The organism is Hydrogenophaga sp. 2FB, from assembly GCF_005503365.1.
GTDB lineage: Bacteria > Pseudomonadota > Gammaproteobacteria > Burkholderiales > Burkholderiaceae_C > Hydrogenophaga.
The window spans coordinates 64,892-85,049 of record NZ_SCML01000027.1 but is presented as its reverse complement, the minus strand read 5'-3'; the positions used below and the strand labels follow the sequence as shown (position 1 = coordinate 85,049).

At 68.4% G+C, this 20,158-nt stretch carries 20 protein-coding genes; 11 read left to right on the top strand and 9 right to left on the bottom strand.

The window, feature by feature from the left end:
- On the bottom strand, nucleotides 1–258 hold a 258-nt coding region (locus FFS09_RS16955; protein ID WP_212745116.1), incomplete at its 3' end, for a hypothetical protein.
- A gap of 82 nt (nucleotides 259–340) precedes the next feature.
- Here FFS09_RS16955 and FFS09_RS16950 point away from each other — a divergent pair.
- Genes FFS09_RS16950 through FFS09_RS16935 form a run of 4 tightly spaced genes read left to right on the top strand, consistent with a single transcriptional unit; the run spans nucleotide 341 to nucleotide 3,676 of the window.
- Complete coding sequence (locus FFS09_RS16950) at nucleotides 341–1,348, top strand: zinc-dependent alcohol dehydrogenase (protein WP_137920072.1); 1,008 nt, start codon at nucleotides 341–343, stop codon at nucleotides 1,346–1,348.
- 12 nt (nucleotides 1,349–1,360) lie between these two features.
- Nucleotides 1,361–1,792, top strand: coding sequence for a 6-pyruvoyl trahydropterin synthase family protein (locus FFS09_RS16945; RefSeq protein ID WP_137920071.1), 432 nt, complete (start codon nucleotides 1,361–1,363; stop codon nucleotides 1,790–1,792).
- A 4-nt stretch (nucleotides 1,793–1,796) separates the two neighbouring features.
- Complete coding sequence (locus FFS09_RS16940) at nucleotides 1,797–2,846, top strand: glycosyltransferase family 4 protein (protein ID WP_137920070.1); 1,050 nt, start codon at nucleotides 1,797–1,799, stop codon at nucleotides 2,844–2,846.
- Nucleotides 2,843–3,676 carry a class I SAM-dependent methyltransferase gene (locus FFS09_RS16935; protein WP_137920069.1) on the top strand — a complete coding sequence of 278 codons (834 nt, stop codon included), beginning with the start codon at nucleotides 2,843–2,845 and terminating at the stop codon, nucleotides 3,674–3,676. The genes FFS09_RS16940 and FFS09_RS16935 overlap by 4 nt, the downstream gene beginning before the upstream one ends.
- Here the strand turns inward: FFS09_RS16935 and FFS09_RS16930 are convergent.
- Together FFS09_RS16930 and FFS09_RS16925 are read right to left on the bottom strand one after the other, a co-directional pair.
- Nucleotides 3,670–4,620: a RibD family protein gene (locus FFS09_RS16930; protein ID WP_137920068.1), complete on the bottom strand. Its 951-nt coding sequence runs from the start codon at nucleotides 4,618–4,620 to the stop codon at nucleotides 3,670–3,672. The genes FFS09_RS16935 and FFS09_RS16930 overlap by 7 nt on opposite strands.
- Nucleotides 4,621–4,624: 4 nt before the next feature.
- Nucleotides 4,625–5,191 (bottom strand): hypothetical protein, encoded by a 567-nt coding sequence (locus FFS09_RS16925; RefSeq protein ID WP_137920067.1) that lies wholly within the window; start codon nucleotides 5,189–5,191, stop codon nucleotides 4,625–4,627.
- A 152-nt stretch (nucleotides 5,192–5,343) separates the two neighbouring features.
- Here FFS09_RS16925 and FFS09_RS16920 point away from each other — a divergent pair, with 152 nt between their 5' ends.
- From FFS09_RS16920 to FFS09_RS16910, 3 genes are all read left to right on the top strand, one after another.
- A complete protein-coding gene (locus FFS09_RS16920) occupies nucleotides 5,344–6,237 on the top strand; it encodes a universal stress protein (protein WP_171020071.1) in 894 nt (297 codons plus the stop codon).
- A gap of 30 nt (nucleotides 6,238–6,267) precedes the next feature.
- Nucleotides 6,268–6,894: an FMN-binding negative transcriptional regulator gene (locus FFS09_RS16915; RefSeq protein WP_137920065.1), complete on the top strand. Its 627-nt coding sequence runs from the start codon at nucleotides 6,268–6,270 to the stop codon at nucleotides 6,892–6,894.
- Nucleotides 6,895–6,992: 98 nt separating this feature from the next.
- Complete coding sequence (locus FFS09_RS16910; protein ID WP_137920064.1) at nucleotides 6,993–7,769, top strand: SGNH/GDSL hydrolase family protein; 777 nt, start codon at nucleotides 6,993–6,995, stop codon at nucleotides 7,767–7,769.
- Here the strand turns inward: FFS09_RS16910 and opgC (FFS09_RS16905) are convergent.
- From opgC (FFS09_RS16905) to nhaA, 3 genes are read right to left on the bottom strand one after another with little or no spacing between them, the layout of a single operon-like run.
- Nucleotides 7,744–8,910 (bottom strand): OpgC domain-containing protein, encoded by a 1,167-nt coding sequence (gene opgC, locus FFS09_RS16905; protein ID WP_137920063.1) that lies wholly within the window; start codon nucleotides 8,908–8,910, stop codon nucleotides 7,744–7,746. The genes FFS09_RS16910 and opgC (FFS09_RS16905) overlap by 26 nt on opposite strands.
- A 41-nt stretch (nucleotides 8,911–8,951) precedes the next feature.
- Complete coding sequence (gene opgC, locus FFS09_RS16900) at nucleotides 8,952–10,097, bottom strand: OpgC domain-containing protein (RefSeq protein WP_137920062.1); 1,146 nt, start codon at nucleotides 10,095–10,097, stop codon at nucleotides 8,952–8,954.
- 25 nt (nucleotides 10,098–10,122) lie between these two features.
- Nucleotides 10,123–11,478, bottom strand: coding sequence for a Na+/H+ antiporter NhaA (nhaA, locus tag FFS09_RS16895; protein ID WP_171020070.1), 1,356 nt, complete (start codon nucleotides 11,476–11,478; stop codon nucleotides 10,123–10,125).
- 123 nt (nucleotides 11,479–11,601) lie between these two features.
- Between nhaA and tadA the strand changes: the two genes are divergently transcribed.
- Both tadA and FFS09_RS16885 read left to right on the top strand, forming a co-directional pair.
- Nucleotides 11,602–12,987, top strand: a complete 1,386-nt coding sequence (tadA, locus tag FFS09_RS16890; protein WP_252374408.1) for a tRNA adenosine(34) deaminase TadA — start codon at nucleotides 11,602–11,604, stop codon at nucleotides 12,985–12,987.
- A 26-nt stretch (nucleotides 12,988–13,013) separates the two neighbouring features.
- Nucleotides 13,014–14,012, top strand: a complete 999-nt coding sequence (locus tag FFS09_RS16885) for an LD-carboxypeptidase (protein WP_137920061.1) — start codon at nucleotides 13,014–13,016, stop codon at nucleotides 14,010–14,012.
- Between the two features lie 15 nt (nucleotides 14,013–14,027).
- On the opposite strand, the gene FFS09_RS16880 is transcribed toward FFS09_RS16885, so the two are convergent.
- Entirely contained in the window at nucleotides 14,028–14,360 is a 333-nt protein-coding gene (locus FFS09_RS16880) for a hypothetical protein (RefSeq protein ID WP_137920060.1), read from the bottom strand.
- A 277-nt stretch (nucleotides 14,361–14,637) separates the two neighbouring features.
- Here FFS09_RS16880 and FFS09_RS16875 point away from each other — a divergent pair, with 277 nt between their 5' ends.
- Together FFS09_RS16875 and FFS09_RS16870 are read left to right on the top strand one after the other, a co-directional pair.
- On the top strand, nucleotides 14,638–15,582 hold the full coding sequence (locus FFS09_RS16875) for an adenylate/guanylate cyclase domain-containing protein (RefSeq protein WP_137920059.1): 945 nt from the start codon (nucleotides 14,638–14,640) through the stop codon (nucleotides 15,580–15,582).
- A 67-nt stretch (nucleotides 15,583–15,649) separates the two neighbouring features.
- Nucleotides 15,650–18,157 (top strand): penicillin acylase family protein, encoded by a 2,508-nt coding sequence (locus FFS09_RS16870; RefSeq protein WP_137920058.1) that lies wholly within the window; start codon nucleotides 15,650–15,652, stop codon nucleotides 18,155–18,157.
- Between the two features lie 9 nt (nucleotides 18,158–18,166).
- On the opposite strand, the gene FFS09_RS16865 is transcribed toward FFS09_RS16870, so the two are convergent.
- Together FFS09_RS16865 and FFS09_RS16860 are read right to left on the bottom strand one after the other, a co-directional pair.
- A complete protein-coding gene (locus tag FFS09_RS16865) occupies nucleotides 18,167–18,967 on the bottom strand; it encodes an ABC transporter ATP-binding protein (RefSeq protein WP_137920057.1) in 801 nt (266 codons plus the stop codon).
- Between the two features lie 31 nt (nucleotides 18,968–18,998).
- A complete protein-coding gene (locus tag FFS09_RS16860; RefSeq protein ID WP_137920056.1) occupies nucleotides 18,999–20,138 on the bottom strand; it encodes a succinylglutamate desuccinylase/aspartoacylase family protein in 1,140 nt (379 codons plus the stop codon).
- Between the last annotated feature and the right edge of the window lie 20 nt (nucleotides 20,139–20,158).

The following is a 20,158-nucleotide window of genomic DNA, read 5'->3' as shown; positions in this document are numbered from 1 at the left end:
GTTGGCGGGGCCGAAACGCGGGTGGGGGTGGCTGGGCAGCGCGTGCCAGACCAGCCCCGCGCCGGCCGCGAAGCCCAGCAGGGCCTTGAGGCGGTAGTCGATGCCCAGACCGGCCATGTCGCCCATGAACCACGCGAGCGCCGCCACCCCGGCGGCCACCGCGATCAGGTCGCGCGCGGCGTCCCGGCGCAGGGCGCCGACGTCCTGCGTCAGGTCGTTGTGGGAGGCGTGGGATGGGCTGGCGGTTTTCATCGGCATCGGGTTCGTCCGTGGTCAGGCACCGGGTTCTCGGCGATCATGCACGCTCTCTTCCTCCGACACCACTTTCGCCCTTTCGTTCATGTCCCTTGTCGCTGATGCATCCCTGGTAACCGCCCAGGCCTGCTGGGTCGTCGCGCCCGGGCAGGCCGAGATCCGCAGCGAAACGCTGCCCGCCCTGGCGGAGGGCGAGGTGCGCGTGCGCACCCTGCACACCGGGGTGAGCAGGGGCACCGAAGGCCTGGTGTTTCGCGGCGAGGTGCCGGCCAGCGAGGCGCAGCGCATGCGCGCGCCATTCCAGGCCGGTGAGTTTCCCGGTCCGGTGAAGTACGGTTATGTGAACGTGGGCGTGGTCGAGGCCGGCCCCCCCGAGTTGCTGGGCCGCACGGTGTTCAGCCTGTTCCCGCACCAGACCGTGTTCCAGGTGCCGGGCTCGGCGGTGGTGCCGCTGCCGCCCGGTGTGCCCGCGCCACGCGCCGTGCTAGCCGCCCACCTGGAAACCGCCATCAACGCGCTGTGGGACGCCAACCCCAGCCCGGGCCATCACATTGCCGTGGTCGGCGGTGGCACGCTCGGCCTGCTGGTGGCCTGGCTGGCCGCGCGCCTGCCCGAGGGCACGGTGCAGGTGGTGGACACGAACCCGTCGCGCGCGGGCATCGCGGCCGCGCTCGGCGCGGGCTTTGCCCTGCCGGAGCAGGCGCAGCCCCAGGCCGATCTGGTCATCCACACCAGCGCGCAGGCCGCCGGCCTGGCCACCGCGCTGGGCCTGGCCGCCTTCGAGGCCACTGTGCTGGAACTCAGCTGGTATGGCAGCCGCCCCGTCAGCGTGCCGCTGGGTGGGGCCTTTCACTCGCAGCGGCTCACGCTGAAAAGCTCGCAGGTTGGCCATGTCGCCGCGCGCCAACGTGACCGCTGGAGCCACCGCCAGCGGCTGGAACTGGCGCTCTCGCTGCTCACCGAACCGGTGCTGGACCAACTCATCACCGACACCGCACCGTTCGCCGAACTGCCGCGGGTACTCGCGCGCCTGGCTGGCCCCGACGCGCCCGACACGCTGTGCCAGCGCATCGACTATCCCCCACCACCCTAGGACTTCACACCGATGTACGCCGTCAACGTCAGAGACCATTTCATGATCGCCCACAGCTTCCAGGGCGAGGTGTTCGGGCCCGCGCAGCGCATGCACGGCGCCACCTACGTGGTCGACCTCGAACTGCGCCGCGAGGCGCTCGACGCCGATGGCATCGTGGTCGACATCGGCCTGGCCACGCAGGTGCTGCGCGATGAACTCGCAGCGCTCAACTTCCGCAACCTGGACGAGGTGCCCGAGTTCAAGGGCCGCAACACCACCACCGAATTTCTCGCGCGGGTGGTCTTCGACCGCATCGCCGCGCGCATCGCCGCCGGCGCGATGGGGCCACACGCCGCACCCACCGCGTCGTCCAGCGGTCTGCAACACATGCGCGTGACGCTGCACGAATCGCACGTGGCCTGGGCCGCCTACGAAGGCGCACTGCCGGTGCAGGGCGCCTGAACATATGCCAGTGCGCGCCTGCCACATCCTGATTCCGGGCGACTGGAACACACCCACCGGCGGCTACACCTACGACCGGCGGCTGGTGTTGGCGCTGAGGGAGCTGGGCTGGTCGGTGGACGTGCACGAATTGCACGGCACCTGGCCGCACCCCGGTGCGCCCGACCTCGCCGCCGCGTCGGCCTGCATCGCCGCCTTGCCCGATGGCGCCCTGGTGGTCGCCGATGGTCTGGCCTTCGGTTGCCTGGCCGATGCCGTGCGTCCACACGCCGGGCGGCTGCGCTGGGTGGCGCTGGTGCACCACCCGCTGCACCTGGAAACGGGGCTGAGCGCGAACGACAGCGCGCAGTTGCGGGCCAGCGAGTCGCAGGCGCTGCAGTTCGCGCGGCAGGTAGTCGTGGTCAGCCACAGCACGGCGGCCGAGGTAGTGGCCCTGGGTGTGCGCCCTGACGACATTGCCGTGGTGGAGCCTGGCACGGATCCCTCGTTGCCACGTCCCAGTCCCCGCCCAGACGGCCCGGTGCAGTTGCTCTGCGTGGCCACGCTCACGCCCCGCAAGGGCCACGCTGTGCTGCTGCAGGCCCTGGAAGGCCTCGTGCATCTGCCGTGGGTGCTGCACCTCGTGGGCAGCGCCGAGCGTGACCCTGGCACCGCCGCGCGCCTGCAGGCCCAAGCCCAGCCGCTGGGCGAGCGCGTGGTCTGGCACGGCGAACTGCCCGGTGCGGCGCTGCACGCGCACTACGGCGCGGCCGACGTCTTCGTGCTGCCTTCGCTGTACGAGGGCTACGGCATGGTGGTGGCCGAGGCCATCGCGAACGGGCTGCCGGTGGTGTGCACCGACGGCGGCGCCTTGGCCCACACGCTGCCCAGCGCGGCAGGCCTGCAGGTGCCTGCGGGCGACGTGCCGAGCTTGCAAGCTGCGCTGGCGCGGGTCATTGCCGAACCCGCGCTGCGCGAGCACCTGGCCGCCGGTGCTCGAGCAGCGGCGGGCCAACTCCCCACGTGGCCGCAGCAAGCGGCGCTTTTTGCCGCGGTGCTGGAAGGCGTGGTATGAGCCGCAAGGAGACCTTCAGCGCCGATTGGCTTCAACAACGCGAACCCTTCGACAGCGCCGCGCGCAACGGGGCTGCAGGGCGTATGCAATTGCTGTCCCGGCTGACGCCGCCACAGGGCTCGCCCTGGCGCGTGATCGATCTGGCCTGCGGCACCGGCGCCAACCTGCGCTGGCTCGCGCCCCGGCTGGGCGGGCCGCAGCAGTGGTTGATGGTGGACCACGATGCCGCTTTGCTGCGGCGCATTCCGTGGGATTTTTCGGGCGCCGGTTTTCAGGCCAGCACGGTGCGCCAGCAGACCGATCTCGCGCGGCAACTCGATACCTTGCCCTGGCACGCGGCCCACCTCGTCACGGCCTCGGCACTGCTGGATCTGGTGAGCGCCGAATGGCTGCAGCGGCTCGTGGCCCACGCCATCGCCGCGCGCGCGGCGCTGCTGTTCGCGCTCAGTGTCGATGGCAGGCACCAATGGACGCCGCAGGACCCACATGACGCCACCGTGGACCGCCTTTTTCGCGCCCACCAGCGGCGTGACAAGGGGTTTGGCCCAGCGTTGGGCGCGGACGCGATCGCGGCCTGCCGGCGTGCGTTGCGCGCTGCCGGCTACCGCGTGTTCACCACTTCAAGCGACTGGGTGCTCGATGGCCACGAACAACCGCAGGCCGCCGCACTGCAGCGCGCGCTGATCGGTGGCATGGCGGCCGCGGCGCGCGAGCAGGATCCGGCGTCACAGGCCACGCTGCAGGCATGGTGCGAAAGACGGCAAGCCGCCGTGGCCGACAGCCGCCTGCGCGTGGGGCATGTCGATCTGCTGGCCTTGCCGCCTCATTGAAGCGCAGCGGGGCGCAGGTCCAGATCCCAGAGCATGTCTTCGCCCAGCGCCAGCGTGCGCGCGCGTGGGCGCGGGCAGTCGGCCATCACGTCGTGTGCCGGCACCTGCAGGCCGCGGCGGCCGTTGCCGATGAGCACCGGGGCCACCACAAGGTGCAGGCGGTCCAGCACGCCGGCCTTGAAGAAGCGCGACACCGTCGTGCCGCCGCCTTCCACGAACAGGATGCGCAGGCCGCGTTGGCCCAATGCGGCCACGGCGCGTTCCGGCCGGCAGATGGCGGTGTCGTCGAGCAGGCCGTCCACCGCCAGCACCTCGGCCGGTTGAGTCCCCGTCGGTTCGCCCAGGCGCGCCCGGGCCTGCGGCGCATGGCGCGCATCGCACACCCAGAGGCTGGGTGCCTGGCCATCGCGGAACACGCGGGACTGGCCATCGAGCCGCGCCGAGGGGTCCATCACCACCCGCACCGGTTGCGGCCCTGGCACGCGGCGTGTGGTGAGCTGCGGGTTGTCGATCGCCACCGTGCCCGCGCCGACGATCACCGCGTCGCACAGCGCGCGCAGGCGGTGCAGGTGCAGCAGGCCGTGTGGGCCATTGACGTAATAGGAGTCGCCCGTGGCGGTGGCGACGAAGCCATCCAGGCTCTGGCCCATCTGGGCCACCACCCAGGGCGATGCGAGCCGGGCCGTGCGCGCATCGAGCAGCGGCTTGTAGAGCTTGAACAAGGCAACACTGCGTTCGCTGAACGGGCCTACAAGCGCCCAACTGTGGCCGGAAGGGTTGGTCAGCCGTTGCGTTGGGTGGGGCGAGGCGGCTGCCTGGAGCATCTGCAGCCACAGCGCTGGCCAATCGTCAGGAATGTCGGTGGCGCTCGCGGGGACCGCGGAAGAAGGCTCGGCCTTCGGCATGGGGGGCGTGATCACTTCGCATGTTTTTGCCCTGCGCATGGCGTTACCTCCACTGCGGGGTGTAGTACAGATCGTCTTCGCCCGCAGAGCCCTGGGGCGGCTGCGCGCTGAACAAGGACAGGGCAATGAGCAGCGCGGCAACGAAGGCCGGCAGGAGCGCCGCGAGCGGCACCCGCAAGCCCGACGCGGGCCGCCACCACACCCACAAGCCCAGCACCGCCGTGGTCGCCGCCACCATCAGTGCCAGTTGCGCGAGCAGCAAGGAGCCGCCGAGACCGCCCACGGCGGCCAGGCCCAGCGCGGCCACCGTCAAGGCGGCGGACAGCACCACGCCACGCAGGCGGTGGGTGTTCTGCCCGGGCGCGAACCACAGCCAGGCCCCGGCCATCAGGGTGGCCAGGAGCACGATCCAGGGCAGCTTCTGCACGCGCGACAGGGCGGGCCAGTCGAACCCGGGCAACAGCGCCAGCGCCGCCAGCAAGCCCAGGGCCGCTCCCAGTGGCGCCCAGCGCGGGCCCGCCATGCGGGCGAGCAGCCAGACCGCGAGCCACGCCATCAGCGGGGGCAGCACCAGGCTCTGGATGGCGGGGTGGTTGAACAGCGCGTTCATGATGTGCCCATCATCGCAGCTTGCTTGCGCGGTGGGCAGCCCCTGTGGATAGTTGATCCAGCTCAAAGGCCGCCGCAGCCCCATGCTTGCAGAGCGGTTATGGTGAGCGCCTGTATTGCATCAGCCCTTGCATGCCCGAAAGGAGCTTTGATTTGAACCTGCCCGCCGTCCCTCGCCACATCCTGCTGGCCACCGACCTCGGCAGCCGCAGCGACCGCGCGCTCGATCGCGCCGTGCTGACCGCCCGCCAATGGCAAGCCCGCCTGATCGCGCTCACCGTGGTGGAGAACGAGCCCGTCGAAGCGGCCAGCTCGGTGCTGGCGCGTGCGACCGGGCAGATCGGTGGCGACCGCATGCGCAAGGTGCGCGCCGAACGCCGCTTGCGCGCGGACCTGGTGGGCGAAGACGACTTGCAACTCATGCCCATGGTGGAGCAGGGCCCGGTGACCGACACGGTGCTCACCGTGGCCACGGCCGAGGGCTGCGGGCTCATCGTCACCGGCGTCGCGCGCAACGAGGCCTTGAGCCGCGTGGTGCTGGGCTCGACCGTCGACGCCCTCGTGCGCCGCTCGCCCGTGCCCCTGCTGGTGGTGCGCAACCGCGCGCGTGCACCGTACCGCCACGTGATCGTGGCCAGCGATTTCTCGCCGGCCTCGCGACACACGCTGCGGCGCGTGGCCAACGACCTGTTCCCCGACGCCGAACTCACGCTGTTCCATGCCTTCGACAACCCCTACCCGGCCATCGGTGGGGTGGACCAGGCCAAGGTGCGCGCCGATGGCCTCGCGCAAGCCGAACGCGACGCCGAAGACTTCATTCGGTCTTGCGAGCTCCCCGAGAGCACGCACGCACGGCTACGGACCTGGCTGGAGCACGGCGACCCCGGCATGCTGCTCAACGCCCACGGACAGGAGCACCCGGACGATCTGGTCGTGCTGGGCACGAAGCAGCGCGGCGGTGTGCTCGGCCTGTTGCTGGGCAGCGTGGCGCAACGCATGCTCGAAATCGCCGAGAACGACGTGCTGGTGGTCCCCAACGGCGCCTGAACACCAGGGCCATCATGCATGATGGCAGCCATGTACCTGCCACCCCAATTCGCCGCCAAGGACCCCGCGATCGCCCTGGAGCTGATGCGCGCCCACCCCTTCGCCAGCCTGATCTCGGTCGACGACGACGGCCTGCCTTTCGTCACGCCTTTGCCGCTGCACCTGCTGGAGGAAGAGGGCGGTCTGACGCTGCTGGGCCATTGCGCCAAGCCCAACCCGCACGGGCGCTACCTGCAGGCCCGCCCCAAGGCCGTGGTGAGCTTTCTCGGCCCGCACGCCTACATGACGCCGCGCGTCTACCCGGACCTGGTGCGCGTGCCGACCTGGAACTACCTCGCGGTGCACGCCACGGTGCAGGCACGGCTGCTGGACCACTTCGACGACAAGGACCGCCTGCTCAAGCACCTGATCCACGACCACGACCCGGCCTATGCGGACCAATGGCGCGGCCTGGACGAGGACTACCAGCGCAAGATGGCGCAGGGCATCGTGGCGTTCGAGCTGCGTGTCACCGAACTGCAATGCAAGGTGAAGATCAACCAGCACCGGCCCGAGTCGCATGCCGCCCTGCTGGCCGCCTACGATGTCGGCAACCCCGACGAACGCGCCCTGGCGGGCTGGATGCGCCGGCTTGGGCTGGCCGGCGGTGTTGCCTGAGGCCAACCCCTGATAGACGGGAAAAATACGCTTATTTACACTGCTGACGTCTGAACTTTCCGGGCCTGTGGCGGGTCCATTCAGCGCCTCAACCTCCGATGTCCGCCTTGCCCCACACCTTTCCCCGTCCGTCGCGCCCTGCGTTCTTCATCCGGAACCTCATCCTGGCCTGCGTGCTGGGGGCTGGCATCGCCCAAGGCGCATTCGCCGAGCCACCGAAGCCGGTCAGCGTCCCCGTCCCCGCCGCCGCACCGCCGGCAACGCTGCAACTGGCGGCCATCGACCCCCGCTGGACGGCCAGCATGGAGGCTTTCGCCGCCGCCGACCTGCGCCAGGCGCCCCAGCCCGGTGGGGTCGTGTTCGTGGGCAGTTCGTCGATCCGCATGTGGAACGACCTCGAAACCAGCTTCGCCGACCATCCGGTGGTGATCAAGCGCGGATTTGGCGGCTCCCAGCTGATCGATTGCGTGAAGCTGGTCCACCGGCTGGTGCTGCCGTACAAGCCGCGCCTGGTGGTGGTGTACGCCGGTGAAAACGATCTGGCCGAGGGCGTGTCGCCGTGGGCCGTGACGCAGCGGTTCGCCGACTTCGTGCAATCGGTCAAGGCCGAGCTGCCCCAGGCCCGCATCGCTTTCGTTTCCATCAAGCCCAGCCCGTCGCGCGCGGGCATGCTCGCCGCCGTGCGCGAGACCAACGCGATGATCAAGGCCTACAGCCAGATCGAACCCCAGCTCGATTTCATCGACGTGTTCTCGCCCATGCTGGGTGCCGACGGCCAGGCCCGCCCCGAACTGTTCCTGGGCGATCGCCTGCACCTCAACGCGGACGGCTACACCATCTGGCAACGCGTCATTGCCCAACACCTGAAGAGCTGAGCGCGCGTTTGCGCCGCCGGGTGCGGTGCTCGGCAAGCCTGTGGTCGTACGCCAACGACGCGCGCGCCGTCACCCACAGCGTGTAGAAGCCGACGAACAGCACCAGTCCGTCCACCGACCACGGTCGTCCGGGTTTGACAGGCCCGAACACCGCGAGTGCCAGCAGGGCCACCACCAGGTGCGCGCAAAACACCGGCAAGGCCGCTCGGCCCAGGGTTTCCAGCACGCGCCAGCGCGGCAGGTGCTGCTGGAGCCAGGGCGCGAAATGCATCACCAGCACCATCAGCGCGAGCAGGTTGATCAGGCGCAAAGGGCCGAGGTGCCACTTGTCGAACATGAGGTTGACCGGCGATCCGTCGGGCATCGGAGTTTGGCCGACCGCGTGGCGCCACACGAAACCCACCAGTGCGAGTGCAATGGCCAGCAGCACCATCCAGCGCGGGAAGCGTGTGGGCGGGTGATCGGGCTGGCTGTGCTGGGTGCCCAGCCACAACCCGAGAACCCACAGGAACTGCCAGGCAAAGATTTCGAAGGCGCCCATGTCCTGGTAGCGCACCGGCAGGTCAAACCAGCCCGTGGCCCAACCGTAGAACGCCGGCCCCAGGCCGAACTGCGCGCCCACCCACAACAGCAGGCTGAACGCCATCACCGTGCGCCAGCCATGCGCCATGCCGTGCAGCAGCACCAGCGGGCTGAGCAGCATGAACACGATGTAGATCGGCAGGATGTCGAGCAGCGCCGGGCTGTACAGCAGCAGGCCCGCGCTCAGCGTGGCCACCACGGGCCGTTCCAGAAAGAAGGACAGCAGATCGGTCACAGCCCCCTCGCGCAGCGCCACGCCGATGCCGGCGATGACGGTGAACGCGAAGAGCACCAGCGCGAGCTGGCAGGCGTAGAGTTTGAGGGCGCGGTTGAAGAAGGCCCTTTTCATCGCCTCCGGGCCCTTGTCGTCCGCCGCGGCCGAGTACACCCGGCCCGCCATGTAGGCCGACAGCAGCACGAAACCCTCGGCCGCCGACACATAGCCCAGTGGCTGGCCCAGTGGGTCGGCCAGGCGCGTGGGCAGGTGTGTGAGCGTCATCAGCACGAGCATCAGACCGCGCAGGGCATCGAGTTCCCACTGGCGTTCGGCCTGGCTCATCTTGTGTGGGGGCGTGAGAGGCCCCGAAAGTTCCCGCTGGCCTAGTGGGTTGTCGAGCGCGCGCTCAAGAACGGCAACATGCCCTGCCAACCCTTGCGATCGCGCTCTTCACCCAGCAGCGCCACGGCGAACAGGCCCGCGAACGCGGCGAGCAGCAAGGTGACGTCGGTGCTCCAGGGTCGGACCACCTGGGTCGATCCGAAGAAGGCAAGGGTGAACAGCGCGATCACGATGTGGGCGCAGAACACCGAGAGCGAGTGCCGCCCCAGCAGCTCCAGCGGCTGCACGCGTGGCAGCACCCGAACCAGCCAGGGGCCGGCCGATACCAGCACGATGAACACGCTGGCGAAGTTCAACACGCGCATCGGCCCGAGCGACCATTTGTTGAGCAGCATGTCGACGGCCGGCAACCAGGGCAGGGGCGCCTGGCCGGCGATGTGCCGCCACGCCAGCATGCCCAGCGCGTACGACGCGGCCGGCACCAGCAGCCACAACGGCATGCGCGGCAGCGGTTCGGTGCGTGCGCCGAGCCACAGGCCGGCGATCCACAGGGCCTGCCAGGCCGTCCAGTGGAAGGCGCCGGTGTCCTTGTAGGGAATGGACAGGCCCGTCAGCTCCACCGCCGCGCCGTACAAGGCCTGGCCCAGGCCCCATTGTTCGCCCAGCCAGACCAGGCCGCTGACCATGAGCATGCCGCTCCAGCCGTGTCGCAGGCCGCGGCGCAGCAACCAGGGGCTGGCCAGCATCAGCACGATGTACATCGGCAGGATGTCCAGCAGCGGCGGGTTGTAGACCAGCAGGGCGGCGCCCACGACCGCGGCCTTGGGGTCGATGAACAGAAACTCCAGCAAGCCCGTCACGCCACCCTGGCGGTTGTGGACGCCGAGCCACGCAATGAGCGTGAACGCCAGCAGCAGCAAGGCCAGCTGGCAGAGGTAGAGCTTGAGCGCGCGCTCGTGAAAAGCCGCCTGCATGGCTTGCAGGCCGTCGCGCCGTGCGCGCTTGCCATAGACGCGGCCGGCCATGAAGGCCGAAAGAAACACAAAGCCCTCGGCCGCCGAGACAAAGCCGAACGGCTGGCCCGATGGCAACGAATACATCGTCGGCATATGGGTCAGCGTCATCAGGACGAGCATGAGGCCGCGCAGGGCATCCAGCTCCCAACGTCTTTGGGGGGCTTGTGGCATCAGGGAAAACGAGGATAGCCCGCGATCATGCCAGAGGTGCGAGCCGGCGCTCGCGCCGTGCCAGCAAGAACCCCCAGGTCAGACCGAGCACGGCCGCCATCAGCGACGCCAGCAGCACACCCAGCTTGGCGGCGTTGAGCAGGTTGGCGTTGTCGAAGGCCAGCGTCGCGATGAAGATCGACATCGTGAAGCCGATGCCCGCCAGCAGGCCGACCAGGCACACGCCGGACCAGGTCACGCCCTCGGGCAGGCGGCACCAGCCCAGGCGCACGGCCAGCCAGCTCGCCACGAGCACACCCAGCGGCTTGCCCAGCACCAGCGCCAGCAGCACCCCCACCGTCACCGCCTGCGCACCGTTCTGGCTGAGGTCCACGCCGTCGAGCGTGACGCCCGCGTTGGCCAGGGCGAACAGCGGCATCACGCCATACGCGACCCAGGGGTGCAGCGCCATCTGCACGCGGGTCACGGGTGGCAGCACCTCGCGCTGCGCCTGCCGCAATTCTTTCAATGGCCCCGCGAGTTCGTGCGGCGTGAGGTCGGTGCGTGTGTTCAGGTCATGGACCGCGCGGGTGGCCATGTCCAGCGGCCGCTCGCGCATGCGCCCTGGCAGCACGGGTGTCATCAGACCCAGCACGACGCCGGCGAGCGTGGGGTGCACGCCGGTCTGCAGCAGACCCACCCACAAGACCGCGCCCGGCACGATGTAGGCCCAAGCCGAGCCCACGCCGATCTGTTGCAGGCCCAGCACCATCAGCATGCCCATGCCGGCCACCAGCAGGCCGCTGAAGTCCAGCCCGCCCGAGTAGAAGAGCGCAATGATCAGCACGGCCACGATGTCGTCGATGATCGCCAGCGCCAGCAACAACACGCGCAGGTTGCCTGGAATCGAGCGGCCCAGCAGCGCCAGCACGCCGACGGCAAAGGCGATGTCGGTGGCCGTGGGCACCGCCCAGCCGCGCAGCTGGGTGGGGTCGCTGTTGAACGCCACATAGATCAGCGCGGGCACCAGGACGCCGCCCAGGGCAGCGGCCAGCGGCAAGGCCGCGAGCCGGAAACTGGCCAGCGCGCCTTCGTGGATCTCGCGCCGGATTTCCATGCCGACCACCAGGAAGAACACCGCCATCAGCGCGTCGTTGATCCAGAAGTGCAGCGACTGGGACACCACATGGCTGCCCAGGCCGATCGACAGAGGTGCGTGCCACAGCGCGTGGTAGCTGGCTGCCGCGGGCGAGTTGGCCCACACCAGCGCAATGGCCGCGGCCAGCAGCAGCACGATGCCGCTGACGGCTTCGATGTGCAGGAAGCGCTCGAGGGTTGAGAAGGCGCGCTCGGCCAGGATCTGGGCGCGAGGCAGGGTCTGCCGAGAAGCTTGTTGGTTCATAGGTCGTGGCAATCCTGCGCGGCGGCCCGACCAGCGCATGAACCTGTTTCGCCGCAACATGCGGCGCGAACACCCGACGGTATTTTACAAGGTGGGACGTGGACGCTGACCTACACTCGCCGCATGCCCGATACGCCCGCCCCAGACGACGCCCATTGGATGCGCCTGGCACTGGCCGAAGCCCGTGCCGCAGGAGAGGATGGCGAGGTGCCGGTGGGTGCCGTGGTGGTGAAGGACGGCCAGGTGATCGCCACCGGGCGCAACGCACCCATCGACGGGCTCGACCCCACCGCTCACGCCGAAATCGTCGCCTTGCGCGCCGCCGCGCAGGCCCTGCGCAACTACCGGCTCGATGGCTGTTCTCTCTACGTGACCCTGGAACCCTGCGCCATGTGCAGCGGCGCGATGCTGCATGCCCGTCTGGCGCGCGTGGTGTTCGGCGCGGCCGATCCCAAGACCGGCGCCGCAGGCTCGGTCCTCAACCTGTTCGGGCATCCGCAGATCAACCACCAGACCGTGGTGCAGGGCGGTGTGCTGGCCGAGGAGGGCGCGCAACTGCTGCGCGGTTTTTTCAAGGAGCGCCGCGTGAACCCTCATCCCTTGCGCGACGACGCCCTGCGCACGCCCGACGAGCGCTTCAACGCGCTGCCGGATTACCCCTGGGTGCCCAACCATGTGAGCGACTTGCCGGCGCTGGCGGGTCTGCGCATGCACTACCTGGACGAAGGGCCGAAGACGGGCGCGCCATTGACCTGGCTCTGTCTGCACGGCAACCCGGCGTGGAGCTACCTGTACCGCAAGATGATCCCGACGCTGCTCGCCAGTGGCGCGCGCGTGGTCGCGCCCGACCTCATCGGTTTTGGCCGCAGCGACAAACCCAAGAAGGACAGCGCACACGCGTTCAACTGGCACCGGCAGGTGCTGCTCGAATTCATCGAGCGCCTCGACCTGCGCCACGTGGTGCTGGTGGTGCAGGACTGGGGCGGCCTGCTCGGCCTCACCCTGCCCATGGAAGCCCCGCAGCGCTACGCCGGCCTGCTCGTGATGAACACCACCCTGGTCACGGGTGAGGCTCCGCTGTCGCCCGGCTTCCTGGCCTGGCGCAAGATGTGCGAACAGAACCCGGAGTTCGACGTGGCGCGCTTGTTCGCGCGCGGCAACCCGCACATGTCGGCGGAAGAATGCGCGGCCTACAACGCACCGTTTCCCGATCGGGGCCACCGCGCCGCGCTGCGCGCCTTTCCCCCCATGGTGCCCGAGCACGCAAATGACGACGGCGCGGCCATCAGCCGGCGCGCGCGCGACTTCTGGTCGACCCAATGGCAAGGCCAGAGCCTGATGGTGATCGGGCAACAAGACCCGGTGCTGGGTGAGCCCGTCATGCGCGCGCTGCACACATCGATTCGCGGTTGCCCGCCGCCGATGCTGCTGCCGCAAGCTGGCCATTTCGTGCAGGAACATGGCGAGGTCATTGCCCAGGCCGCCGTGCGCCATTTCGCCCCGCGATAATCCCACCCTTTGCCTGCTTCCAAGCCATGAGCCTCGACGATCACGTTTGCAGCCCCACCTGCGGTCACGACCACAGTCACAGCCACGGCCCGCGCCACATCTACATCTATTCCCCCTCCAGCGCCGTGCGCGACAAGGCCGCCTTCCGCCGCGGTGTGGCGCGCCTCAAGGCCTTGGGCCACGAAGTGGAAATCGACGAAACGGCGCTGAGCAGCCACACGCGTTTCGCCGGGGACGACGCCACGCGCCTGGCCGCGATCGGCCGGGCCGCTGCCAGCGGCGCCGACGTGGCGCTGATCTCGCGCGGTGGCTATGGCCTCACGCGCATCGTGGGCGAGCTTCCATTCAAGGCCATCACCAAGGCCATCGAGCGCGGCACGCAGTTCGTGGGCCTGAGCGATTTCACGGCCCTGCAGATGGCGTTGCTGGCCAAGACCGGTGCCACCACCTGGGCCGGCCCGGCACTGGGCGAAGACTTCGGCGCAGAGGCGCCCGACGAGATCATGGAAGCCTGCTTCGACGACCTGCTGGTCGGCCACGGCGAAGGCGCGGGCTGGCGCTTGCCGGTGTCGGACGGCAAGGCACTCCAGAGCAAAAGCACCCCCGACAAGCCCTACCGCCTCAAGGTGAACGGCGCCACCCTCTGGGGCGGCAACCTGAACGTGATCTGCGCACTGGTCGGCACGCCACACCTGCCGGCCATTGAAGGCGGCATTCTGTTTCTGGAAGACGCCAACGAGCACCCCTACCGCATCGAGCGGCAACTCACGCAGTTGCTCAATGCCGGCATCCTCGGCAAGCAGAAGGCGGTGCTCATGGGTTCGTTCAACCGCTTCAAGCTGGTGCCGGGTTACGACCGCGGCTTCAAACTGCAAACGGTGATCGACTGGCTGCGCACGCGCACCAAAACGCCGGTGTTCACCGGCCTGCCGTTTGGCCACGTGCCCACCAAGGTGCTGCTGCCCGTGGGGCGCAAGGTGGATCTGCTGGTGGAAGGGCGTGACGCCCTGATCTTCTGGGGGTGATCCCCTGAGGGCGCCTTAACGCCGGGTGCGGCTGGCGTCCATGAGGCTCTTGGGGATGAGCCCCTGAAACACCGGTGAGAGGCTCTGCACTCGATGCACCGCAAGCGCCTCGCCATGCAGGCGGCTCAGCACGGCGACCATTTCGGCGCGGGCGTACCACAGACCGTGTGCATCGCGCACGTACCGGAGCTTGCGCGTGAGCTCCGGGTTGGCCTTGGCGCCTTCTTCGCCCAGCACCGCCAACATGGCTTCGCGCACAGGCTCCAGGGATTCGGGCGAATCCTTGCGCACCTCTGGGCTCAGAAGTGCGGAAATGCTGTTGCGGATACCGGGTTTGAACCAGCGCATGGAAGTGGCCTCAGCGACTTTGTATCAATTGGATGCAGGATACCCCCCAGAAGTACAACACCGCAATCCCGAAACGGTGACACGAACTAAAAAAACAACAAATAAATCAGTCGCTTACCGCCGACTTTTGAATTATTTCCTGAGCTGTTAATACCTTCTTACACTTTTGTGGTGTCCGAACGGTCCGTGCACATCGGTGGTATTCATCCGACCATTGCGCCCCATCCAGATACCCGGGGGTGGTGTGTTGTAATTCGGACGTTATTCCTTGCGTCCTATGGCTGAACTGACCATTGCTTTCGTGGATTTGACCGGTAGCGTCTCGGTGTTTGAAACACTGGGCAACGACCGTGCCACCAAGGCCGTCACCAAACTGACCCAGTGGATCGGTTCGATGGGCGCCGAGGGCGGCGGTACCGTGGTGAAGATGCTGGGCGACGGCGTGTTGATGTCGTTCGCCAACAACCGCCAGGCCGTCGACGCCATGCTGAACATCCAGCAGGAACACGCCAAGCGGCTCCTGCAATGGCCCGACCGCCTCAAGCTCATGATGCAGATCGGCATGGCGCGCGGTCAGGTGGTCGTGGTCGATGGCGATTGTTTCGGGGACGCCGTCAATGTCGCCTCTCGGCTGAGCGACCTGGCCGGGCCCGAGCAGATCATGGCCACCGACACCGTCATCCGCAAACTCGGGCCGCGCAACAACGTGCGCAGCCGCAGCCTGGGTCCCATGCGCATCAAGGGCAGGGTCGAGCCGTGCGAGGTGTTTCGCATCGAGTGGCAACCCGAGATGCTGTCCGAATTCCTCACGCTGCCGGCCGATCTGCAAGCGCTCGGGCCGGCGAAGGATGCGGTATACGGCGGCATCGAACTGACCTGGCTGGACACCGGCCAGGCCTTCAATCTGACCGACTTGCCGATGAAGATCGGCCGTGTGCCCGAAGCCGACTTTGTCGTCAGCGACCCGCGCGTCTCGCGCCTGCACGCCTCCATCGACATCCGTTCGGGCAACTACGTGCTCGAAGACATCAGCAGCTACGGCACCTGGGTGCGCTTCGTGGGGGGCGACCACGTCATCGCCTTGCGCCGGCAGGAATGTCTGCTGCACAGCGACGGCGAAATCGCCATGGGCGCGCCCTTCAGCGATTTCAGCGCGCCCACCATTGCGTTCCGGCTCGTGGATGGCAACGCCGCGATGGGCCCTGGCGGCATCCGCGGGTAACCGCGAAGGCCGCGGCACGCGCCCCCATGGGCGCGGATGACGACAGCACAACTCCTGGAGACATTCCGTGCGCTGGATCAAACGACTCTTTGCCCTGTTGTTGTTGCTCGTGGTGGCCTGCGCGGCGCTGCTGGCTTTCTACGCTTTCCGCTCCTTGCCGAAGATGGATGGCAGCCTCAACCTCACGGGCCTGTCCGCACCGGTCAAGGTGCAGCGCGACGCGAGCGACGTCACCCACGTGCTGGCGAGCCGCCCGCGCGACGCCTGGATGGCCATCGGCTACGTGCACGCGCAGGAACGCGGTTGGCAGCTCGAATTCAACCGCCGCGTGATGCGCGGCACGCTGTCCGAGGTGCTGGGCCCGAACACGCTAGAGACCGACAAGCTCATGCGCACGCTGGGTATTCGCGAGGCCGCGCGCCGGCAGTTCGAGGGCCTGCCCAGCGATGCGAAGCTGGCCCTCCAGGCCTACAGCGAGGGCGTGAACGCGTTCTTCGCCCACACCGACCAGGCGCTCTCACCCGAGTTCCTCTTGCTTGGCATCGACCCGCGCGAAGACGCGCGGGCCGGCCGCTACTGGGACCCGCTGGACAGCGTGGGTTGGTCGCTGATGATGGCGCTGGACCTCGGCGGCAACTGGGGCACCGAGTTCGCGCGGCTGTCCGCACTGGAAGCGATCGACACCAAGGCCCTGTGGGAATTGCTCCCGCCGTATCCCGGGGAGCGACCCGCGGCCACGGCCGACCTCGCCAGGCTGTACCGCGACCTCGGCGTCTACCGCACCAAGGCCGTCACGACATCGGCCGCGCCGGCTTCTGAAACGTCCACCGGTATCGTCGCCTCCGTGCGCGAACAGATCGGCGCCGACATGCAGCGCTGGGCCAACGAGTTGGGCCAGAGCGACGGCAAGGGCTCCAACAACTGGGTGGTGAACGGCTCGCGCACCGCATCCGGCATGCCGCTGCTGGCCAACGACCCGCACCTGGGGCTGAGCGCGCCGGCCATCTGGTACTTCGCGCGCCTGCAGGCGCCCGATGCCGATGGCGTCAAGGGCATGGACGTGATCGGCGCCACGCTGCCGGGCACGCCCTTCGTGGTGCTGGGCCGCACCGAGCAAGCGGCCTGGGGCTTCACGAACACCGCGCCCGACGTGCAGGACCTCTACCTCGAACAGATCAATCCGGCCAACCCGGCGCAGTACCGCGTGCCATCCACCGGCAGCGAACCCGCCTGGGCCAACTTCGGTCTGCGCATGGAAACCATCCAGGTGAAAGGCGAGCCCGACGTGAGCCACATGGTGCGCAGCACGCGCCACGGCCCGGTGCTCAGCGACGCGCAGGCGATCCATGGCAAGGTTCTGGACACGGGCCGGTTCGTGCTGTCCTTGCGCTGGACGGCACTGGATACCGACAACCGCAACGTGATTGCCACGATGGAGTCGAACCGTGCCCAGTCGGTCGACGATCTGCTGAAGGCGTTCCGCGACTTCCACTCGCCGATGCAGAGCGTGGTGATGGCCGACCGCACCGGCCGCATCGCCTTCAAGGCCGCGGGCAAGGTGCCGGTGCGCGCACCGGAGAACGACATTCGCGGCATTGCGCCCGCGCCGGGTTGGGACACGCGTTACGACTGGACGGGCTGGATTCCCTACGAGGAAACGCCGCAGGACGACGGCGCCGCGCGCGGCTGGATCGCCACCGCCAACCAGCGCATCCACGCCGCGGACTACCCGCACTTCCTCACGCAGGACTGGGTCGCGCCGTACCGCCAGGAGCGCATCGAGGCGATGCTGGAGCAGACGCCGAAGCACACGCTGGAATCCTTCCAGGCCATGCACGCCGACCAATACGCGGCCGCCACGGTGCGCCTGTTGCCGTTCCTGCAGAAAGCGAACTCGGACCACCCCCTGGCCGCCGCCGCACAGGCCGCGCTGCGCGACTTCAAGGGCGAGATGCGGGCCGACGCGGCTGCGCCGCTGATCTACACCGCATGGGTCGACGCCTTCACGCGCCGCACGGTGGGTGAGCGCGTGGGGCAGGAACGGTTCGCGGGCATGTACGGCAAGCGGCTGTTCCGAAGCGGGGTCGAAGGCATTCTGGAGCGCGACGACGCGAACTGGTGTGGCGCAGCGCGCTGCGCCGCGGCCAGCGGTCTGGCACTGACCGATGCGCTCAACCGGCTGCAGGCCGCGCATGGGAACGACGTGTCGACCTGGCGCTGGGGCAATGCCCACCCGGCCATCTCGATCCACCGTCCCTTCAGCAATGTGAAGCCGCTGGCAAAGCTCTTTGAGGTGCGCACCCCCACGGGGGGCGATCCGTTCACGGTGAACGTGGGCCAGTACCACCTGGACAAGGCGGACGCCCCCTTTGCCAACCGCCACGCCGCCAGCCTGCGCGCGGTCTACGACCTGGCCGACATGGACAACTCGCGCTTCATCTACCAGACCGGGCAGAGCGGCAATGTGCTTTCGGGCCGGTACCGAGACATGAGCGACACCTGGGTGGCCGTGCAGTACCGCACCCTGACGATGAAGCCCGAGCAGTGGCGCTCGACGCTTGAGCTCAGGCCCTAGAGGCCCGGTTTATTTCAGATTGCCCGAGAGGAATTGCGCCAGCCGTTCGCTCTTGGGCCGCGCCAGCACTTCCTTGGGCACGCCCTGTTCCTCGATGCAGCCCTTGTGCAGGAAGATGAGGTGCGACGACACCTCGCGCGCGAAGCCCATTTCGTGCGTCACCACCACCATCGTGCGGCCTTCCTCGGCCAGCAGGCGCATGACGCGCAAGACCTCGCCCACCAGTTCGGGGTCGAGCGCGCTGGTGGGCTCATCGAACAGCATCACATCCGGCTCCACCGCCAGCGCCCGCGCAATCGCCACGCGCTGCTGCTGGCCGCCGCTCATGTGCGAGGGGTAGCGGTCTTCGACGTCGCGCAAGCCCACGCGCTCCAGGTAGCGGCGCGCGGTCTCGACGGCCTTGTCTTTCGGGACACCCAGCACGTGCACCGGCGCTTCGATGATGTTCTGCAGCACCGTCATGTGGGCCCAGAGGTTGAAGTGCTGGAACACCATGGCCAGCTTGGTGCGCAGGCGCTGCAGCTGCGCCGCGTTCACCGCGCGCAGCTCGCCATGGCGGTCGGCCTTGAGCTGCAGCTCTTCGCCGCCGAGCACGATGCGCCCGCTGTTCGGGTTTTCCAGCAGGTTGATGCAGCGCAGCAGCGTGCTCTTGCCCGAGCCCGAGCTGCCGATCAGGCTGATGACGTCGCCGGCGCGCGCTTGCAGCGACACGCCTTTGAGCACTTCGTTGGAACCGAAGCGCTTGTGAATGTCCTGGACCTCCAGCAGGGGGCGGCCGGGCGTTCGGGTGGCGTTGGGTTCTGCAGTCATGGTGGTCGATGCCCGGAATAAAAAGGAAACCTCAAGCGCCCAGCAGGTCGCCCGAGCGAAACGGTGTGGCGCCCGCGATCTTGCCGACTTCACCGCCGGCCACCACATAGCGCTCGCGCACGGTGGCGTAGAGCACGCCGGCCACTTCGGCATGCACGTTGTGCACGCGCGCCTGGCCGGTGGCGGTGGGGTCGATGACTTCGGCCACCACGTCGCCCACGGCCAGCGTGGCGCCGGGCCGGGCCAGGAACACCAGCACACCCGGCAACGCCGAGCGCAGGGTCTGCGAGCCTGCCAGCGGCGTGGCCTGGCAGGCCATGGGTGGCAGGGTGGGGCGCGTGGCCGTGGCCAGCGCGCCCGCGTGTTCGAGGAATGCGACGATGGCCCGCGCGTCCTGGCGTGCAAGGTCGTGCGACACATCGCCTTCGCCGCGCAACTCCACTGTGGTGCTGGCGCAGCCCTGTGGCAAGGGCGCGTTCACACCCGCGGCCTTCAACGCGGCGGCCAGTTGCCACCACAGGCCCGAGAGGCGTTCGTCGAACGGGCCACCGCCCGACTCGTGCGCGAGCAGAACGGCCTGGCAGCCGAGCAGGCGGGCCAAGGGTTCGAACGCGGGCCAGCAGGCTTCTTCGCTGTAGAGGTGCATCACCGCGTCCATGTCGCAGTGCAGGTCCAGCACCAGATCCGCGTCGTGAGACAGCAGCAGCAACTGGCGGCGCTGGCTCTCGAGTTCGCTCGTGGGTTGCCACTGGGTGAGCCATTGGCCGACCAGTCGCCGCACCGTGGCCACGTTGGCGTTCGGATCTTCGCCCATGAGAGGCGTGGCGTCGGCCAGTATGGCGGCGGCCATGTCGGGATAGTGGCGGTTGAAGTTCTCGGCTGTGCCGAACTCGAAGCGCCCCGCGGGCCGGTGGAGCAGGCGCTGGTTCAACCCGATCGGGTTCGCGGCGGGCACCAGGATCACCTCACCCTGCAAACGTCCGGCCTTTTCAGCGGCGTCCAGGAACTGGCGCAGGTGGTGGGTGACCAGCATGCCGGGCAATTCCTCGGCGTGCAGGCTGGCCTGGATGTAAACCTTGGGGCGCGCACCTGGCGTGCCATAGTGAAAACCGACCAGGGTCTTCTGGCTGCCCAGGCTCGGGCTTAGCAGGGGGTATTCGATGCGTTGCATGGGGCAAACCTTGCCACGCT

Excerpts from the sequence above, each read along its gene's own strand:
- FFS09_RS16950 (WP_137920072.1), top strand. The coding sequence starts at position 341 with ATGTCCCTTGTCGCTGATGCATCCCTGGTAACCGCCCAGGCCTGCTGG.
- opgC (WP_137920062.1), bottom strand. The coding sequence starts at position 10,097 with ATGCCACAAGCCCCCCAAAGACGTTGGGAGCTGGATGCCCTGCGCGGC.
- opgC (WP_137920063.1), bottom strand. The coding sequence starts at position 8,910 with ATGAGCCAGGCCGAACGCCAGTGGGAACTCGATGCCCTGCGCGGTCTG.
- FFS09_RS16925 (WP_137920067.1), bottom strand. The coding sequence starts at position 5,191 with ATGAACGCGCTGTTCAACCACCCCGCCATCCAGAGCCTGGTGCTGCCC.
- FFS09_RS16935 (WP_137920069.1), top strand. The coding sequence starts at position 2,843 with ATGAGCCGCAAGGAGACCTTCAGCGCCGATTGGCTTCAACAACGCGAA.
- tadA (WP_252374408.1), top strand. The coding sequence starts at position 11,602 with ATGCCCGATACGCCCGCCCCAGACGACGCCCATTGGATGCGCCTGGCA.
- FFS09_RS16860 (WP_137920056.1), bottom strand. The coding sequence starts at position 20,138 with ATGCAACGCATCGAATACCCCCTGCTAAGCCCGAGCCTGGGCAGCCAG.
- FFS09_RS16945 (WP_137920071.1), top strand. The coding sequence starts at position 1,361 with ATGTACGCCGTCAACGTCAGAGACCATTTCATGATCGCCCACAGCTTC.
- FFS09_RS16880 (WP_137920060.1), bottom strand. The coding sequence starts at position 14,360 with ATGCGCTGGTTCAAACCCGGTATCCGCAACAGCATTTCCGCACTTCTG.
- FFS09_RS16940 (WP_137920070.1), top strand. The coding sequence starts at position 1,797 with ATGCCAGTGCGCGCCTGCCACATCCTGATTCCGGGCGACTGGAACACA.
- FFS09_RS16915 (WP_137920065.1), top strand. The coding sequence starts at position 6,268 with ATGTACCTGCCACCCCAATTCGCCGCCAAGGACCCCGCGATCGCCCTG.
- FFS09_RS16910 (WP_137920064.1), top strand. The coding sequence starts at position 6,993 with ATGTCCGCCTTGCCCCACACCTTTCCCCGTCCGTCGCGCCCTGCGTTC.
- FFS09_RS16930 (WP_137920068.1), bottom strand. The coding sequence starts at position 4,620 with ATGCGCAGGGCAAAAACATGCGAAGTGATCACGCCCCCCATGCCGAAG.
- FFS09_RS16865 (WP_137920057.1), bottom strand. The coding sequence starts at position 18,967 with ATGACTGCAGAACCCAACGCCACCCGAACGCCCGGCCGCCCCCTGCTG.
- nhaA (WP_171020070.1), bottom strand. The coding sequence starts at position 11,478 with ATGAACCAACAAGCTTCTCGGCAGACCCTGCCTCGCGCCCAGATCCTG.
- FFS09_RS16875 (WP_137920059.1), top strand. The coding sequence starts at position 14,638 with ATGGCTGAACTGACCATTGCTTTCGTGGATTTGACCGGTAGCGTCTCG.
- FFS09_RS16885 (WP_137920061.1), top strand. The coding sequence starts at position 13,014 with ATGAGCCTCGACGATCACGTTTGCAGCCCCACCTGCGGTCACGACCAC.